14 protein-coding genes are annotated in these 16762 nt (G+C 61.9%); 7 read left to right on the top strand and 7 right to left on the bottom strand.

Annotated elements, in window-relative coordinates; genetic code table 11:
* Positions 1 to 61: 61 nt before the first annotated feature.
* Positions 62 to 1585: a sensor histidine kinase gene (locus tag RFM52_RS14585; RefSeq protein ID WP_320295666.1), complete on the top strand. Its 1524-nt coding sequence runs from the start codon at positions 62 to 64 to the stop codon at positions 1583 to 1585.
* Between the two features lie 17 nt (positions 1586 to 1602).
* Here the strand turns inward: RFM52_RS14585 and RFM52_RS14580 are convergent, their stop codons facing one another.
* Positions 1603 to 2598 (bottom strand): nicotinate-nucleotide--dimethylbenzimidazole phosphoribosyltransferase, encoded by a 996-nt coding sequence (locus RFM52_RS14580; protein ID WP_320295667.1) that lies wholly within the window; start codon positions 2596 to 2598, stop codon positions 1603 to 1605.
* Positions 2599 to 2763: 165 nt separating this feature from the next.
* Here RFM52_RS14580 and RFM52_RS14575 point away from each other — a divergent pair, with 165 nt between their 5' ends.
* A complete protein-coding gene (locus RFM52_RS14575; RefSeq protein ID WP_224667767.1) occupies positions 2764 to 2994 on the top strand; it encodes a DUF1289 domain-containing protein in 231 nt (76 codons plus the stop codon).
* Positions 2995 to 3004: 10 nt separating this feature from the next.
* Positions 3005 to 3709 (top strand): TIGR02281 family clan AA aspartic protease, encoded by a 705-nt coding sequence (locus RFM52_RS14570; protein ID WP_320295668.1) that lies wholly within the window; start codon positions 3005 to 3007, stop codon positions 3707 to 3709.
* 89 nt (positions 3710 to 3798) lie between these two features.
* Here the strand turns inward: RFM52_RS14570 and dusA are convergent, their stop codons facing one another.
* Positions 3799 to 4797, bottom strand: a complete 999-nt coding sequence (gene dusA / locus RFM52_RS14565) for a tRNA dihydrouridine(20/20a) synthase DusA (protein ID WP_320295669.1) — start codon at positions 4795 to 4797, stop codon at positions 3799 to 3801.
* A 136-nt stretch (positions 4798 to 4933) separates the two neighbouring features.
* Positions 4934 to 5326, bottom strand: coding sequence for a hypothetical protein (locus RFM52_RS14560; protein WP_320295670.1), 393 nt, complete (start codon positions 5324 to 5326; stop codon positions 4934 to 4936).
* Here RFM52_RS14560 and RFM52_RS14555 point away from each other — a divergent pair.
* Entirely contained in the window at positions 5234 to 5554 is a 321-nt protein-coding gene (locus tag RFM52_RS14555) for a tyrosine-type recombinase/integrase (RefSeq protein WP_320327854.1), read from the top strand. The two genes, RFM52_RS14560 and RFM52_RS14555, sit on opposite strands and share 93 nt — an antisense overlap.
* Before the next feature lie 245 nt (positions 5555 to 5799).
* Here the strand turns inward: RFM52_RS14555 and RFM52_RS14550 are convergent, their stop codons facing one another.
* Entirely contained in the window at positions 5800 to 9825 is a 4026-nt protein-coding gene (locus RFM52_RS14550) for a beta strand repeat-containing protein (protein ID WP_320295671.1), read from the bottom strand.
* 350 nt (positions 9826 to 10175) lie between these two features.
* Between RFM52_RS14550 and RFM52_RS14545 the strand changes: the two genes are divergently transcribed.
* Together RFM52_RS14545 and RFM52_RS14540 are read left to right on the top strand one after the other, a co-directional pair.
* A complete protein-coding gene (locus tag RFM52_RS14545) occupies positions 10176 to 11267 on the top strand; it encodes a helix-turn-helix transcriptional regulator (protein WP_320295672.1) in 1092 nt (363 codons plus the stop codon).
* Between the two features lie 79 nt (positions 11268 to 11346).
* Entirely contained in the window at positions 11347 to 11658 is a 312-nt protein-coding gene (locus tag RFM52_RS14540; protein ID WP_320295673.1) for a DUF3303 domain-containing protein, read from the top strand.
* A 553-nt stretch (positions 11659 to 12211) separates the two neighbouring features.
* Here the strand turns inward: RFM52_RS14540 and RFM52_RS14535 are convergent.
* Positions 12212 to 12514, bottom strand: a complete 303-nt coding sequence (locus tag RFM52_RS14535) for a DUF982 domain-containing protein (RefSeq protein ID WP_320295674.1) — start codon at positions 12512 to 12514, stop codon at positions 12212 to 12214.
* Positions 12515 to 12822: 308 nt separating this feature from the next.
* Here RFM52_RS14535 and RFM52_RS14530 point away from each other — a divergent pair, with 308 nt between their 5' ends.
* Positions 12823 to 14280, top strand: coding sequence for an NCS1 family nucleobase:cation symporter-1 (locus tag RFM52_RS14530; protein ID WP_320295675.1), 1458 nt, complete (start codon positions 12823 to 12825; stop codon positions 14278 to 14280).
* Positions 14281 to 14373: 93 nt separating this feature from the next.
* On the opposite strand, the gene RFM52_RS14525 is transcribed toward RFM52_RS14530, so the two are convergent.
* Together RFM52_RS14525 and pyrG are read right to left on the bottom strand one after the other, a co-directional pair.
* A complete protein-coding gene (locus RFM52_RS14525; RefSeq protein ID WP_320295676.1) occupies positions 14374 to 14919 on the bottom strand; it encodes a DUF1697 domain-containing protein in 546 nt (181 codons plus the stop codon).
* The gene (gene pyrG / locus RFM52_RS14520; RefSeq protein WP_140642644.1) at positions 14919 to 16556 is read right to left on the bottom strand and encodes a CTP synthase; all 1638 of its coding nucleotides are present in this window, start codon (positions 16554 to 16556) and stop codon (positions 14919 to 14921) included. Before pyrG ends, RFM52_RS14525 begins: the two co-directional genes overlap by 1 nt.
* Positions 16557 to 16762 lie beyond the last annotated feature (206 nt).

Genomic DNA, 16762 nt, shown 5'->3' with positions numbered 1-16762 from the left:
TTAATCATTCGAACGTAGCTTAACGAACTGACAGTCGCTGCGCGCAGAAATTGAAGTCTGTATGCCTTTGCAACGCTCGAACACAGCGGATAAATTTATTGTGGACCGCCGTAAACCGCACCGCAACAGCGATGTGGCGCGCGCGGTGCGCAAGACGCGCGACCGCCTTTCGCAGCAGGCGGGCAGCCTCGATTTCGACCGTGAACTGCTGAAGCTGCATGCGCGCGCCATGGTGGTCAGCGCGGTTGCGATCCCGTTGCTCGTGCTTGCCGTGGCCGGCATCGGCCGGCTGGCGGGACTCGGCAACCAGATCACCATCTGGGCCTTGGCGATGCTGCTTTGCTACGCGATCGTCGCTTTCATGTCGCGCCGCGTCGAGCGAACGGAAGCGGCCGAACTCGACCCTGCGCAGACGCGCCGCGATTTCCTGATCGGCCATTTCTTGTGCGGCCTTGGCTGGGCTTGGTGCGCCTGGATCGGCTGCGACACCTGCCAGATCGACCAGTTCCATGTGGCCAAGGCCATGGTGCTGCTGATCGCCATGGCGACGACCGCCGTGATGGCCTCCTCGCTTGGCGGCGCCTTGTTCGCGACTTTTGCCATTCCCGTTGCCGTCTACCTCTACACCATCCTGCGCCTGTGGACGCCGATCGAAGCCACGATGGCGGCCTTGCTTATCGCCGCACTGCCCTTCTTCGGCTACGTCGCGCGTCATCTCAATCAGGCGTCCTTGATGGTGCTCTCGTTCCGCTCGGAGAAGGATGCGCTGATTGCCGAGGTGGAGACGGCGAAATCGATGTCGGACGAAGCAAGGCGGCGCGCCGAGGACGCCAATCTGGCGAAGTCACGCTTTCTCGCTTCCATGAGCCACGAGCTCAGGACGCCGCTCAACGCTATCCTTGGCTTCTCCGAGGTGATGGCCAATGAAGTGCTGGGGCCGATGAACAATCCGACCTACCGCGACTATGCCCATGACGTGCACGAGTCCGGACAGCACCTGCTCGACCTGATCAACGAGATCCTCGATTTGTCGCGCATCGAGGCCGGCCGCTACCAGCTCAACGAGGAGCCGGTCGTGCTGGTGACCATCGTCGAAGACTGCTGCCACATGATGGAGCTGCGCGCCCGCAACAAGGACATCCGTGTCATCCAGGAGTTCGAGGAAACCCTGCCGCGTCTCTTCGCCGATGAACGCGCCGTCAGGCAGATCACGCTCAACCTCCTGTCCAATTCGATCAAATTCACCCCGTCCGGTGGCGAAGTGCGCGTGCGTGTCGGCTGGACCGCTGGCGGCGGCCAGTACATTTCGGTCAAGGACAACGGCCCAGGCATACCGGAAGAGGAAATCCCGGTGGTGCTTTCCGCTTTCGGCCAAGGCTCGATCGCCATCAAGAGCGCCGAACAGGGAACCGGCCTCGGCCTGCCGATCGTGCAGGGCTTGCTTGCCATGCATGGCGGCGAGTTCGAGCTGCACTCCAAGCTGCGTGAGGGCACCGAGGCGATCGCCATCTTCCCGTTGAGCCGGGTGATGGAGGAACTGCCGGCATTGCCGACCAATGCGGTCGTGGCGCGTGGGCGCCGCTGAAGCAAGTTCCGTCGGCTCTAGAGCCGGACAGCCATCGCCATGCCCGAACTGGTCAATGCAGCGGCCTTGACGATGCCGGCGGCGAGAGCTGTCCCGACCCCTTCGCCATGGCTGATGCCGAAATCGAGCAGCGGCCGCAGCCCGAGACGTTCGGCCACCTTGGCGTGGCCAGGCTCCGGCGACAGGCTGGCAAGCAGGCAGTGATCGAGCGCGCCTGGATTGGCCGCATGAAGGGCGGCGGCCGCCGCGGTCGCCGCGAACCCATCGAGCAGCACAGGAATCTTCTCCATGCGCGCCGCCAGAATGGCGCCACAGATCGCCGCGAACTCGCGTCCGCCGACCCTGCGCAAGGCCTCGAGCGGATCGCCCAGGCTGGAACCATGGAATGCCAGCGCCCGATCCACGACCTCGGCCTTGCGCACGATCATCGCCGCATCGGCGCCGGACCCCGGCCCGACCCAATCGGCCCCCTCGCCGCCGAACAGCGCGGCGCAAAGAGCGGCAGCGATCGTCGAATTGCCGACACCGAGATCGCCCAGGCACAGGAGATCGGCGCCGCCCGCGACCGCTTCCATGCCGAAGGCCATGGTCGCGGCACAGCCGCGCTCGTCGAGCGCGGCTTCCTCGGTGATGTCGCCTGTGGGGATATCCAAAGCGAGGTCGAAGACCTTCAGGCCGAGATCGTTGGCGACGCAGACCTGATTGATCGCGGCGCCGCCGGCGGCGCAGAGCTCGACTTCATTGGCGGTCGCCGCCACTGGCCGCGGCGAAATGCCGTGTCGCACCGCGCCGTGGTTGCCGGCGAAGATCGCCGTCAGCGGCCGGTTGATCGCCGGCGGCGCGCGCCCGCTCCAGGCGGCAATCCAGGCCGCGATGTCCTCGATGCGCCCGAGCGATTCTTTCGGTTTGTCCGCTTTGGCAAACAGCGCGCGGACACGGGTCGCCGCCGCGTGATCGGCAGGCGGCAACGCCGCCAGAAGGTTTCTGAAATCGTCGAAAGGCGTTGTGGTCATCTATGTCGGTCGCGGTTCGTTGCGGAAATCGCAAGCGGCATAGCCGCCTTCCCCAGCCGGCACAACCACTTGGCGATGCCGCGAACGCGTTGCCATGCGGCGCATTGCGGAGGGCTTGCATTGCTCCGGCGGTTGCACCATGTGGAATAAAGGCAAGAGAACAGCATGACCGCCATCGAATCCCCCTGCATCCTGGTTTGTTCGATCGATATGAAAACCGGCTTCTGCTTCGGTTGCGGCCGCACGCGCGACGAGATCTCCGGCTGGCTCACGATGACCCCCGAAACGCGCCGGGCGGTGATGTCCGAACTGCCGGCACGGCTCGAAACGGTCGAGCGGCGGCCGCGCCGCGAAACCCGGCGCACCCGCATGGCGCGCGAGCGCGGCGTTTTGTGAGAAAAAATCGATGAACCGGCTGTTCTGGATCGTCATGGCGGTGATCGGCGTCGGCGTCGTGCTGCTCATGCTCAACAATTCGGCCGGCCGCACTTTCGGCATGGACAACAATGATTTCGGCCGGCTGATCTGGGTCGGAGTGCTGGTGATGGTGATCGGTGCAAGCCTGCTCCGCTCCGGCCGGCCGATGGGCGACATGGCGCGCAACCTCGGCGTCTGGGCCGCGTTCGTGCTGGTGCTGATCGCCGGCTACCAGTATCGCTACGAACTGCAGGACGTCGCGAGCCGCGTGACTGCCGGCCTCGTTCCGGGCAGCCCGCTGGCGCTCGGCGTGGAGAATGGCCGCCCGACCGTCACGCTCGACAAAGCCGACAACGGCCATTTCGAAGCCCGCATCCTGGTCAACGGCACGCCGATACGCGCCGTGGTCGACACCGGCGCGACCAGCACGGTGCTGACGTCCGAGGATGCGCAGGCCGCGGGTTTCAACCCGGCGGCGCTCAGCTACAGCGTCGACGTCTCCACCGCCAACGGCATGGCGCGCGCGGCGATGGTCAAGACCGACGAGGTGGCGATCGGCGGCATCGTGCGCAAGGACATGTCCGTGATGGTCGCCGCGCCCGGCATGCTGGAACAGAGCCTGCTCGGCATGAACTTCATCGGCTCACTGTCGGGCTTCGACGTGCGCGGGGACCGCATGATCCTGCGGGACTAGAGCAATTTCAGGGAAAGTGTGAAAGGGTCAGGCTCGGCGCCTTCGCCGTAGCCTTCCGTCCGAAATTGCGTCAAAACAAAGACTTATAGTCAGGCCGCCTCGGCTTCCGCCGCCGCGAAATCGATCGCCGCGAATGCGGTCCGCAGCACCTCCGGCCCCGCCCCCGGTTTGTTGGCGTCGGTGGAAAGAATCTGCCGGAAGCGGCGCGCGCCAGGCAGGCCGTGGAACAGTCCGACCATGTGGCGGGTGATGTGGCCGAGCCGCCCGCCCCGCTCGATATGGCGCGCGGCATAACCGGCCATGGCGTCGATCAGCGCCGCGTAGTCGAAGACGGCAGCCGCCTCGCCGTAGAAGGCGGCATCGACGCCGGCAAGGATGCCGGGCATGTGATAAGCGGCGCGGCCGAGCATCGCGCCGTCGACATGGCCGAGATGCGCCGATGCCTCGCCGAGCGATTGAATGCCGCCGTTGATACCTATGAAATCGTTCGGTTTTCTGGCCTTCAGCCGGTAGACGCGCGGATAGTCCAACGGCGGGATATCGCGGTTCTCCTTGGGGCTCAGTCCTTCCAGCCAGGCCTTGCGGGCATGCACCCAGAGCGCGTCGGCGCCGGCGGCGAGCACGCCATCGGCGAGCGTGTCGAGAGCGGGCTCAGGGTCCTGATCGTCGACGCCGATGCGGCATTTGACCGTGACGGGGATTTTCACCGAGGCCTTCATTGCCGCGACGCATTCGGCGACCAGAGCCGGCGTCTTCATCAGGCAGGCGCCGAACGTCCCGGACTGGACGCGGTCGGACGGGCAGCCGACATTGAGGTTGATCTCGTCATAGCCGAAGGCTTCGCCGATGCGCGCTGCCTCCGCGAGCTTCGCCGGATCCGACCCGCCAAGCTGCAGGGCAACCGGATGCTCTACATCGTCGAAGCCGAGCAGCCGTTCACGCGCGCCATGGATGACCGCGTCCGCCACAACCATCTCGGTGTAGAGCAGCGCGCGGTGGGTCAACTGGCGGTGGAAAAATCGGCAATGCCGATCCGTCCAGTCCATCATCGGGGCCACGGCCACCGTATGCTCTTGATTTTTCAGCATTTTTTCTTTAACATCAAATCGTTAGAACCTGCCGAGTGCACACGAACTTACGCCAGAATACGACCCTTTTCGCCACGTTTCGATCTCTCAGTGCACACGGAGCGCACACGAAAAAATGGCCACCTACACAAAGCTCTCATCCGGCTCCTGGCGTGTCCAAGTTCGTCGCAAGGGTCGCTACGTCAGCGAGACCTTCCTGCGCCGAGACGACGCACGGCGCTGGGCAACCGAAACCGAGGGCCAGGTCGATCGGGGTGAGACGCCGACCAAGTCCCGCATAGCGCGCCTTAAAACCTTCGGCGAACTTATCGACCTCCATATCGACGACATGTGCGATGTAGGCAAGTCCCCTCGCCGCTCCAAGGCTGCGGCCCTCGATATGCTTCAATGACACCTGGGGAAGTGCAACCTCGCAGCGCTCGATCGCGAACGGCTCATTCGTTTTGGTCGTGACCGCGCCGCCCAAGGTGCCGAGGAGCGGCGGACAAAGCGCAGCAATGACGATGATCGAATTTTCCTGTTCAACCACAAGTCGGTCCGCACCGCCTTCCGTCGAGGTTGTGGTGACCTAGATATCCGCGACCTTCATTTTCATGATTTGCGGCATGAGGGAACGAGCCGCCTTTTCGAAGCTGGGTTCACAATTGAACAGGTAGCGCTGGTTACAGGGCACAAGGATTGGAAGATGTTGCGGCGCTATACGCACTTAAGCCAGAGATGCTCCACACTATCCACACGGCGAAGGTTGCATAGTTGAGGCGAGTGGCAGTATCAGTCCGAAATCTCGGGCGGAGTTGAACGCCATCCGATGGATGGCATCATGCAAAGCCACCGCCCGCACCAAGCCATACTCTTGCCCGGCGCGTGCGGCATCGAAAGACGATGGAGAACTGCGGTGAAGGGCGGCACCGTTCAGTGCGGCGCCGCCGGGCCAGCTAGAGAAACAGTGATCCAAGTCGTCGTCATAATGAGGCGCAAACGTTCTTCATTACTCGAGAGCCCTCACGTGTGTTGAGGCAGGCTGAGCAGCATGTGTTGGCTGATCGCCGGCTGCGACGGATCGGTCAACGCGCCCCCATAGCCGCCACTGCTCATCGGGAAGGCCGAAGCCATGTAGTTCACCAGCAGTGCGACATCCGGGCCGATGTGCTCGTTCGCGCCTGCCAGCGTGTCCAGGATACTGTCGCCGTGTCTCGCGAAGCCCAGGATTGAATTCGGCCCCGAGGCATTGCTTAGGAGATCGAGCGTGCTAGATGCGACAAGACCCGGCTCAGGCCATGGAGTTTCGGTTGCGGGGTCGACCACTAATGTTCCCCCGCTGGCGTCCTTCGAAAGCGTCCAAGTGGAATGGGTGTAGTCCCCAAGGAGGTTGAGGCTGACGCTCTTGCTCCCGTTGCCGACCGTCAGCACGCCGCCCGCCGTGTTGCCCGTGTAAGAGGCGAGCATGTTCTTAGCCTTGGTATATGCAAGATCGGCAAGGTCCACTGCGTTGTTCGGTGTCAGTCCGGATATCTTGCCGGTGAACGTCGAGCTGTTGTCGAGCTTGAGCGTTCCGGATGCCCCGCTCGCGAACGTGACGTTTTCCGAGTCGGACGAGACGAATTCCAGACCGCCCCCCTTCATCAAGGTAAAGGAACCAGTGCCGCCGATCGCCTTCGTGATGATGGCCTTGGCGCTGTTGTCAACGGTGAATGTCTCGGATCCAGTGATCGTGCCGCTGAATGTGGCGACGGAGCTGTTCTTGACGGTCACTGAGCCCGATCCGCTAAGCCCTCCGGTGAAGCTCACCGTGCTCGTATTGGCTACGATCAGCGAACCGTTGTCGGAGAACGTCTCCGCGAGCGCGGCCGAACTCCCGACCAAGAACGTACCGCTGCTGCCGATCGAGACTGCACCTGCGTTCAGGCTCCCGCCGTTGAGTGCGAAGGTGCCAGCCGTGATCGTCAGCGCACCGTTCGAACCGCCCGCCCCAGCAAGCGTCAGCGCGCTGTTCTTGTCCGACACAGTCGCACCGGCGTCATTGACGATCAGCCCGTATGCGGCCGCTGGACCGGAAATCGTGACGGTGTAGGTTCCGGCTCGGTCGATCTCCGCGGCGACGCTGGCCGTTGGCACGCCGTTCCCCCAGTTCGAAGCCGTGCTCCAGCTTCCGCCCGCGGCGTTGGCCCAGTGGTCGTAGGTATCGACACTGAAATTCCCGGTGGTGCCCCCCGTCCCGGGATTGCCGTTGCCTTCCTGCCAGCTGTTCCCGGTCACGCTCACCGAGGCGTTGCCTGTCTGGGTGTTCGCGGCGGCGGTGAACGTCGCCGTATAGGTCGTGGCGTTGACCTTCTGCAGGTTGCTCAACGCGCCGCCGACGACTGCCGCGTTCGCCAGCGCGAAGGAAACAGGCGCCTCGCTGAAGGAGAAGGTGACCGTCGCTGTCCGCGCGGACAGGGTGAGGTTGCTGCTGCTGACCGACACCGCCACCGTCGGGGTTACCGTGTCGACCGTGAAGCTGCCGATGTCGCCGGCACTGCCCGCGTTGCCCGCCAGGTCCTGGTATCCGCCGGCGTTGACGCCCACATCCGCGTTGGCGACGTCGACGCCGTTCGCGGCGGTGAATGTCGCCGTATAGGTCTTGCCTCCGTCGCTGGTCTGCAGGTTGCTGAGCGAGCCTCCGCTCGCTGTGACGCTGGTCAGGCCGAAACCCGTGACCGCCTCGCTGAACGCGAACGTCACCACAGCCGTTTCGGCCGCGAGGTTCAGCTGGTTGTGATCTAACGACACCGTGACCTGGGGTGCGATCTTGTCGATGGTATAAGTTGGGCTTGCTAGGGTTGGCGGTGTATTGATCAAGACTGAAAGCGAACTGGAGCCAAAAACCGCCACAGCCAGGTCAGCGCTGCCGTCGCCGTTAAAATCGGCAGCCGTAACCCAACCCGCGCCAACTCCCGCCGCAAATGGCTGCGCCGGCTGGAGTGTCCCATCGCCATTGCCCAGCAGAACCGAGACAGCATTGGCGGCCCCGTTAGTGACCACAACATCCAATTTTCCGTCGCCATTGACATCGGTGACGATGGCCTCGCCACTACTGCTGCCAAACGCGTAGGAAATGGGCGCCTGGAATGTGCCGTCACCTTTGCCGAGCGCCACCGATACGCTGCCACTGGTGCTGGTGAATATTAGCTCCTCGCTGCCATCGCCGTTGAGATCGGCAATCGAGGCTGAATAGGTCGTTGTGGACGATGAGACGCTCGGTGCCTCAACGAAGGTACCATCGCCTTTTCCAAGGTAAACCTGAACGTCCTGTGCGCCGTTGGCAACGTTTGTAAATGCTACATCGGGGATGCCGTCGCCGTTGAGGTCGCCCACCGCAATGCCGCCCGGGTCGCCATCAGATGGAAGTACTGTCTTTGGGGCAAAAGTCCCATCGCCATTGCCGAGCAGGATCGAGACGCCGCCGCGGTTGGCGGTGTTGGAGACGATAAGATCTGGCTTGCCATCCCCATTGAGGTCAGCAAGTGCAGACGCCGCTGGATAGCCGCTGTCGGTTGCCGAAACGATTGCCGGCTGAAAAGTCCCGTCGCCATTGCCGAGAAGGGCCGAATCTGTTCCGTTCGCGACGTAATCAGAAACGACAAGGTCCGGAACGCCGTCGCCATTCAAATCGCCGACGGAAATACCGTTCGGATTGTCTCCAACGGCATATGTTACAGGCGCTTGGAACGTACCATCACCGTTGCCGATCATAACGGCCAATGCACCGCTTGGTGTCTCGGAAACAAGGTCTGGATGGCCGTCACCGTTGAGGTCGGTGGCAGTCACGTGGCCGGACACTCCAGAAATAGTCTGATCAGTTTGGAAGATGCCTCCTGACATGGGATTGCCGGCGAGGTCGTGAACGTTGCTTCCGGTGAAATCGAGGGCAAGCGTCCCGTCACCCGTCCCAGTATTGACCGTGACCGTGTAGTGGGTGGCATCGATCGCCGTGACACCCGCGATTGATGCCCCCTGGACGGCGGTAGAAGGGTCGATCACGAACTCGCTGGTGTCGACGCCGGTCACCGCTTCCGAAAAGGCCACGATGTAGTCGACCGTCGATGCGTTCGTTGTCGCCGGATCCGTCTGCGCGATACCGGACACGGTCGGGTCCGCGGTGTCCAGGGTTACGGCGTTGCCGTTGACCGGCGTGAAGCTATTGCCGGACGGATCGGTGGCGACCGCCAAGGACGTGGCTATCGCGCCGTCGGCGAGCGACGTCAGATTGGCCGTGTAGTCAGCCTGGCCGCCATTGACTCTGACCGTGACCGTATTGCTGTTCACGTCCGTGAACGTCACGGTTCCGGTGTCCTCGGAATCGAGCCCGGCGATCGTGAATTCCAGCGCGCCAGCACCCGACGACCCGATCGGCGTCGCCGCGTTGCCGTTGACCGTCAGCGAAAGCGCAGCCTGCTCACCGCTGTCATCGTCATTCACAGGTGTGGCGATGAACCCCACGTCATACGTGCCGTTGAAGAAGTAGCCGGTGACCTGTCCCGAATTATTGATCGAGGTCGGGAATGTATATCCGTTGGAGACCTGCCCCGAATCAACGAGCGTGGTGTAGCTGCCGTTTCTGTAGACGAAGCCCTCCCAAGCGTTGGTGCTGCCGTCGAGAAAATACCCTGTGACCTGTCCCGAATCATTGATCGAGACGGGTTGAGTGTATCCATTGGGGTCCTGCTCGGGGTCTTTCAATGTGGTGTAAACACCATCGCTGTAGATGAAGCCCTCAGGCATCGTGTGAGGCCCGGTCCGAGTGTTGAAATATCCGGTGACTTGTCCCGTGGCATTGATCGAGATCGGATACGTTGATCCATTGGTGTCCTGCTCCGGCTCGATCAATGTGGTGTAGCCGCCGTTGCTGTGGACGAAGCCCTCGTAAGTGCTGCCGTTCCAGAAATACCCAGTGACTTGCCCCGCGGCATTGATCGAGTAGGGGTATGTCGCCCCTACATTCGGGTCCTGCTCTGGATCAATCAGCGCGGCGTAGCTATAGGTTGTCATGACTATCCTCCGGCGGCCATGGTCACCGCGGCGAAATCTTTGCTCGCTGCGAAGAATTGGGCATCATCTTCACGGCCATGGGCGTAGCCCCCGATCTGCGTTAACGATCAGAGCGGGAAACTGGGTCTATGACCGGTGACGGCCACAGCGTGCATCACAGCCTCTCCCAAGGCGCACCGCTCCAAACCTGTGCCTGAGAGGATAGCGCTTCAGGGGGAATGCTCATGACCCAAATGGGCTATGGGCAGAAAAAACTCGCCGATTTCTCAACTGAATGGAGGAGGCGGAGCCCAAAATATTAGCGCATTCTTAAGTGGCGCCATGCACGAGGCCCGTGGCCGGGAGTGGTGATGTCTGCAGCTTTCGATTTTGCGGCGATCGAAGCCAGCCTGGTCGAGGCGGCTGTCGATCCGACGCGCTGGGACGAGGCGATGGAACGGGTCGCACAGGCCACCGGAAGCTTCGGCGCGCTGCTGTTCGATGTAGATCGTCATCTGCCGATCCTGCCGCGCACCCGCTCGGTTGCTCGGTCTTTTGAGGTTTACGTCAAGGACGGATGGCTTGAACGCGACGAGCGCTTCCGTCTGGTCCCGTTTCTGCGTTCCCGCGGAGTGGCGACGGACGAGGATCTTATGACGTCGGACGATGTCGCCAGGCATCCGTATTTCCAGGAATTCCTCGCCCCGTGCGGGCTGCGGTGGTGCGCCCTCGTCAAGATCGCGGCCGGCGACGCCTTCTGGTCTCTGTCCTTGCAGAGATCCATCGCGCAAGGGCCGTTCTCTCGAGAGGAACTTCAAGGCCTGAAGGTCCTGTCTGATCGTATCGGATCTGTTGCTGCGCTTGCCACGATGCTCGGCCTTGCGCGCGCGGACGCGGCACTGGACGCTTTCAGCGCGAGCGGCACGGCCGCCGTCATGATTGGCAACGACGGGACTGTGCTGCGCATGAACGGCGCTGCGGAGTCCCTGCAGGCCCGCGACCTCGTGACCAACGGCCGCCATTTGGCCTCGATCGACAAAGATGCGACGAACGCCCTGAACGCGGCGCTCCATGTGCTCTTGCGGAGTCCCCATCTCGCCTCATCAATGCCTCCTGCATCGTTGCCAAGGGCGCGAGGGCGCCCGCTGATTGCCTACCCCCTCCGCGTGGCGAACGTCACGTACAATTCGCTCGCTCCATGCCAAGCGGTCGTAATCCTGGTGGATCCAGACGCGAAGCGACAGCCGCCGGAGATTCACCTTCAGACGTCCTTCTCGCTGACATCGGCGGAAGCGAGGCTGGCAGCCATGCTTTCAAGCGGCGACACGCTGGAGGCTGCAGCCGCCAAATGCCAGATCTCGTACCAGACAGCGCGCAACCAATTGAAAGCGGTTTTTGCGAAAACCGGAACTCATCGACAGTCCGAACTGGTGTCGCTGCTGGCAAGGCTTGTGCCGAGCTGAGAAGGTATGTCCGGCACAAGCTGCAAACATGCGTTCCAAACAGAAGCTAACACACCAACACTAGAGAGAGGAGGAGATTATGAAATACCTCGTAAATTGGAGCGAGAGGCCACAGGGATCGGCGGTTGAATACGAGAACGTCCAAAAGCGCATCCTGAAAATCTTCCAGCACTGGGAGATACCCAGCGAAGTCAACGTGCATGCCTTCGTGGCGCGGGTGGGCGAATGGGGTGGTAGCATGCTGATCGAGGCAGATGACCCGTTGATAGTCCACAAAATGTGTTCGACCTTCCCGGCGTTCCAATTCGACGTCCATCAGGTCATTGATGTTCAGGACGCGGTCCGCGTCGAGATGGAAGCCATCAAATGGCGGGATGAACTTCCTTCATGAGCGGTGACAACGAGGCGGCGCATTCTGACCGCACGCTTCTCCTAGTGTCTGCTTTCAGTGGCGGGCAGGACTCGGTTCTACAGCTGACATGACGCGCATTGCAGACATTCTGGGTCTGACCACCGGGCGCGACTGTCATCTTATGCCCATCACATCGTGGAGCGGAGAAGAGCCTGCATGCGTTCAGCGCGTTACGACCCGCATCAACTCCGGACGCCGCGCCGGCAGTCGGTTCGTGGCCGTCATATCGACGGCAATGGGTCCCGAATCGGTGTCTTGGCTCATATCGCCCACCAGTGTGCCCTTTGTTTCGGACTGTATCGCGGGTCGGGTGTGCTGAACAGAATGCTCAGGCGACTGCCCCGGTGCTGTTGATGGGCATCGCGCTCACATAAGCGATTTCGCGGCGATTTCCTACCGGGTGCCCAGGAACTGCACGGAACAGACAAAGCGCTGGGAGACATCCCGGCCCTGTCAGGACCGGTGCAGAACAACAGAATACCCGCCGCGCCAGTCAGGCGCGGCGTTGTCGATCTTGCGAATACCGGCTGCCCTACCGCCTCAAGGCGTAGACATTATCCGTCGACGCGCCGCCCAGCGGCAGCGCCATGTCGTCGTCGAGCAGTCGGGTGATACGGGCAAAGCCGACAAAGGCTTTCCGCGCTTCCTCGGCCGACATCTTGCCCGACATAGCCGCCGCGCAGCAATTCAGGGCGCATTGATACACCGGGCCGCGTCTTCCCGTTGGCCACTTCCGCAGGAACACCATCGCCTCGGAGACGCTATCGACTTCCTCCACAGGGTATCCCTGCCCACGCGCAATTCGCACTGGGGTAAAGAAATGCAAGCGATCCATGATTATCCTCCCGGTCGGCCGCAGAGCAGCCGAACTTCATTAAACGCACGTCTCGCGGATCGGTTCCAAACAAATTTGGTTGCTGTCGGAAAAGTTTTGGAATCGACCAACCAGCGCCCGCTATGCGGGAAAGAGCAACACAGCGACTCAAAATCGATGAGCCTCGGATCGGCGATAACGGCGATTCTCATTGAATATCTTTAAGGCGAAAGCCGGCAAATGGGTTGCTTGCCGGTTCCCCTGGGTCAGGCTTAACCTCCCCGGTCAAACGCGTGAGGGCGCGTTTTGCAAAAAGGGGAACACTTGCAATGACCATTCAAGGCGCATCGCCTGACCTCTACAATGAGGATCTGGCTCCCGCAACGGTCAGGAACTGGGGACCGTTTTCGATCTTCAACGTCTGGACATCGGACGTCCACAGCCTCTGGGGCTACTACCTGGCGGCAAGCCTGTTTTTGTTCTGCGGCGGTTTCGTCAATTTCATCATCGCCATCGGCATCGGCTCGCTGATCATCTACGCGCTGATGAACATGGTCGGCTATGCCGGCGTGAAGACCGGCGTGCCCTACCCCGTGCTTGCCCGCGCCTCCTTCGGCATCTGGGGCGCCAACGTCCCGGCGCTGGTGCGCGCCATCGTCGCCTGCTTCTGGTACGGCGCCCAGACGGCCGCGGCGTCAGGCGCCATCGTGGCCCTGCTGACGCGCCTGCCATGGTTCGACGAGTTCAACAAGAGCTCGCATCTTCTGGGACATTCGACCCTGGAGGTGATCTGCTTCGTCATCATCTGGGCGCTGCAACTGCTGATCATCCAGAAGGGCATGGAAACCGTGCGCCGCTTCCAGGACTGGGCCGGCCCCGCTGTGTGGGTGATGATGCTGCTTCTGGCCATATATCTCTGCGTGAAGTCGGGGACGTTCGCCTTCACCAGCGACATCCCGATGGACGTGCTTCTTGAAAAGACCAAGGATGCAGGCGTGCCGGGAACGCCGGGCTCCTGGACGTCATTGTTCGCGGTGGCGGCGATCTGGGTGACCTATTTCTCGGCGCTCTATCTCAATTTCTGCGACTTCGCCCGCTACGCGCCCGACCAGGCGTCATTGCGCAAGGGAAACATCTGGGGCCTGCCGGTCAACCTCATCCTGTTCTCGCTCGTCGCCGGCGTCACCACGATTGCCGCCTATGACGTCTACCACGAGGTGCTGCTCCACCCCGACCAGATCTCGGCCAAGTTCGACAGCTGGTTCCTGGCCGCTCTCGCCGCGTTGACCTTCGCGGTTGCGACCCTGGGCATCAATGTCGTGGCGAATTTCGTCTCGCCGGCCTTCGACTTCTCCAACGTCTTCCCGCGCCAGATCGACTTCAAGAAGGGCGGCTATATCGCGGCGCTGATCGCCCTGGTGCTTTATCCCTTCGCGCCATGGGAAGGCAGCGCCGCCTCCTTCGTCAACATCATCGGCGCGACGATGGGCCCGATCTTCGGCGTCATGATGGTCGACTATTACCTGATCCGCAAAAGCGAGGTCGACGTCGAGGCGCTCTATCGCGAGGACGGCGAATTCCGCTTCCAGAGCGGCTGGCACGTCAACGCCTTCATCGCCGCCGGCATCGGCGCCATCTTCTCCTCGATCCTGCCGAACTTCACCAACTGGCTGCCGTCCTGGTGGGGTGTCTATGGCTGGTTCTTCGGCGTGGCGATCGCTGGCGCCGTCTACTACGTGCTGCGCACCATGGCGCTCGGTGCCGGGGCAAAGATGGCGAAGGCTTGAAACAAGGCAGTAGGCAGTAGGAATTAGGCAATAGAGAATGCCACCTACTGCCTACTGCCTACTGCCTACTGCCTACTGCCTACTGCCTACTGCCTACTGCCTACTGCCTACCATCTCCGCTAGCCTGCGCACCGTGTTCCAGTTGCGCGACGTGCCGACGCCCATGCGCTTGTGATTGGAAGCGGCAAGCAACCGCGAGCTCGGCCGTTCGCGCGAAAAGACGAGCCAGATATCGCCGTCGACCAAAAGCACTTTTTCATCTTTGGCGGCGTAGGCGGCAAGACTGGCTGCAGCTTCCTCAGGCACACTCTCGCGCATCACGCGCACCGCGACCTGATCGGCAGCTTCCGCCGATTCAACCGGGAATGGATTGCCGGCGGCAAGCTTCAGCCAGTCCTCGGCGCCGCGCACGATGATGTCGACATGCCGGCCGAAGGTCTTTTCGAAGGCTTTTTCCAGCCGCTGCTCGAGCTTCGGGATTTCGCCCGCCCGAGCTTCGAACACCACATTGCCGGTCGCGACCAGCGTGCGGACGTTTTTCAGCCCGAGGCTTTCAGCCATGGCCTTCAGGTCGGCCATGACCACGCGCCGCCCCTCGCTCAGGATGATGCTGTAGAGCAGCGCGACATAGGTTTGCATCAAACGAGGCGGGACTGATCCACGGCGGCCGAAATAAAGCTCGCGAACAGCGGATGCGGGTCGAGCGGACGGCTCTTCAGCTCGGGGTGATACTGCACCCCGATGAACCAGGGATGATCAGGATATTCGACCGTCTCCGGCAGCACGCCGTCGGGCGACATGCCGGCAAACACCAGACCGCAATCCTCGAGCCGCTGCTTGTAGTCGATGTTGACTTCGTAGCGGTGCCGGTGGCGCTCGGAAATCTGCGTGTCGCCGTAGATATCAGCTATTTTCGAGCCCTTGGCGAGCTCGGCCTGGTAGGCGCCGAGCCGCATGGTGCCGCCAAGATCGCCGGTGACCCTACGCTTCTCGAGCATATTGCCCTTCAGCCACTCGGTCATCAGGCCGACGACCGGCTCGTCGGTCGGGCCGAACTCGGTCGACGAAGCATGGTCGACACCAGCCAGCGAGCGGGCCGCCTCGATGCAGGCCATCTGCATGCCGAAGCAGATGCCGAAATAAGGCACCTTGCGCTCGCGCGCGAACTTTGCCGCTAGGATCTTGCCTTCGGAGCCACGCTCGCCAAAACCGCCGGGAACGAGGATGCCATGCACCTTCTCCAGCCACGGCGCGGGATCTTCCTTCTCGAAGATCTCGCTTTCGATCCAGTCGAGCTTGACCTTGACGCGATTGGCGAGGCCGCCATGCGACAGCGCCTCGATCAGCGATTTGTAGGCGTCCTTGAGGCCGGTGTATTTGCCGACGATGGCGATGGTCACCTCGCCTTCCGGATTGTGGATGTGGTTGGAGAGCTTTTGCCACGGCTCCATGCGCGGTTTCGGCGCCGGGTCGATGCCGAAGGCCGCCAGCACCTCCGAATCGAGGCCTTCCTGGTGATAGGCCAAAGGCACGTCGTAGATATGCGGCACGTCCAGCGCCTGGATGACGGCGCTTTCGCGCACGTTGCAGAACAGCGAGAGTTTCCGGCGCTCTTCCTTCGGGATCGGCCGGTCGGCGCGCACCAGAAGGATGTCGGGCGCGATCCCGATGCCGCGCAGTTCCTTGACCGAATGCTGCGTCGGTTTTGTCTTCAATTCGCCGGCCGTCGGGATGTAGGGCATCAGCGTCAGATGCACATAGACCGCGTTGTTGCGGGGCAGGTCGTTGCCGAGCTGACGGATCGCTTCCAGGAACGGCATCGCCTCGATGTCGCCGACCGTGCCGCCGATCTCGCACAGCACGAAGTCGTAGTCGTCATTGCCGTCCAGCACGAAATGCTTGATCTCGTCGGTGACGTGCGGGATCACCTGCACGGTCGCGCCGAGATAGTCGCCGCGCCGCTCGCGCTCGATGATGTTCTTGTAGATGCGGCCGGTGGTGATGTTGTCCTGCTGGTTTGCCGAGCGCCCGGTGAAGCGCTCGTAATGGCCGAGATCGAGATCGGTCTCGGCGCCATCATCGGTCACGAACACTTCGCCATGCTGGTATGGCGACATCGTCCCGGGGTCGACATTGAGATAAGGATCGAGCTTTTTGATCCGCGCGCGATAGCCCCGCGCTTGCAGAAGAGCCCCAAGAGCTGCTGCGGCGATGCCTTTTCCGAGTGAGGAAACCACGCCGCCTGTGATGAATACATATCGCGCCATGGGAGTCATCGCTTAACGCGGCCTGATTGATTCCGCCAGAGAAAAAACCGCCGCGAAGGCTTTTTCCCAAAAATGGCGCCGGTGCTCCCGAGAGGAGCCTTTGCGAAGCATGTTGCCCAAAAGCACAAAGCGGTTTGGGGGAACGACATGCATCAAAACAAGATTCAAAACAAAAGGGCCGGCGATGCCGGCCCTTTCGGCAGTTTGATGAAGGT

Origin of the sequence: Mesorhizobium humile (assembly GCF_033977215.1) — a bacterium.
In the GTDB taxonomy this organism is placed as follows: Bacteria; Pseudomonadota; Alphaproteobacteria; order Rhizobiales; family Rhizobiaceae; genus Mesorhizobium; species Mesorhizobium humile.
The sequence above is the reverse complement of the archived record's forward strand: the minus strand, read 5'-3'. Positions and strand labels throughout refer to the sequence as shown.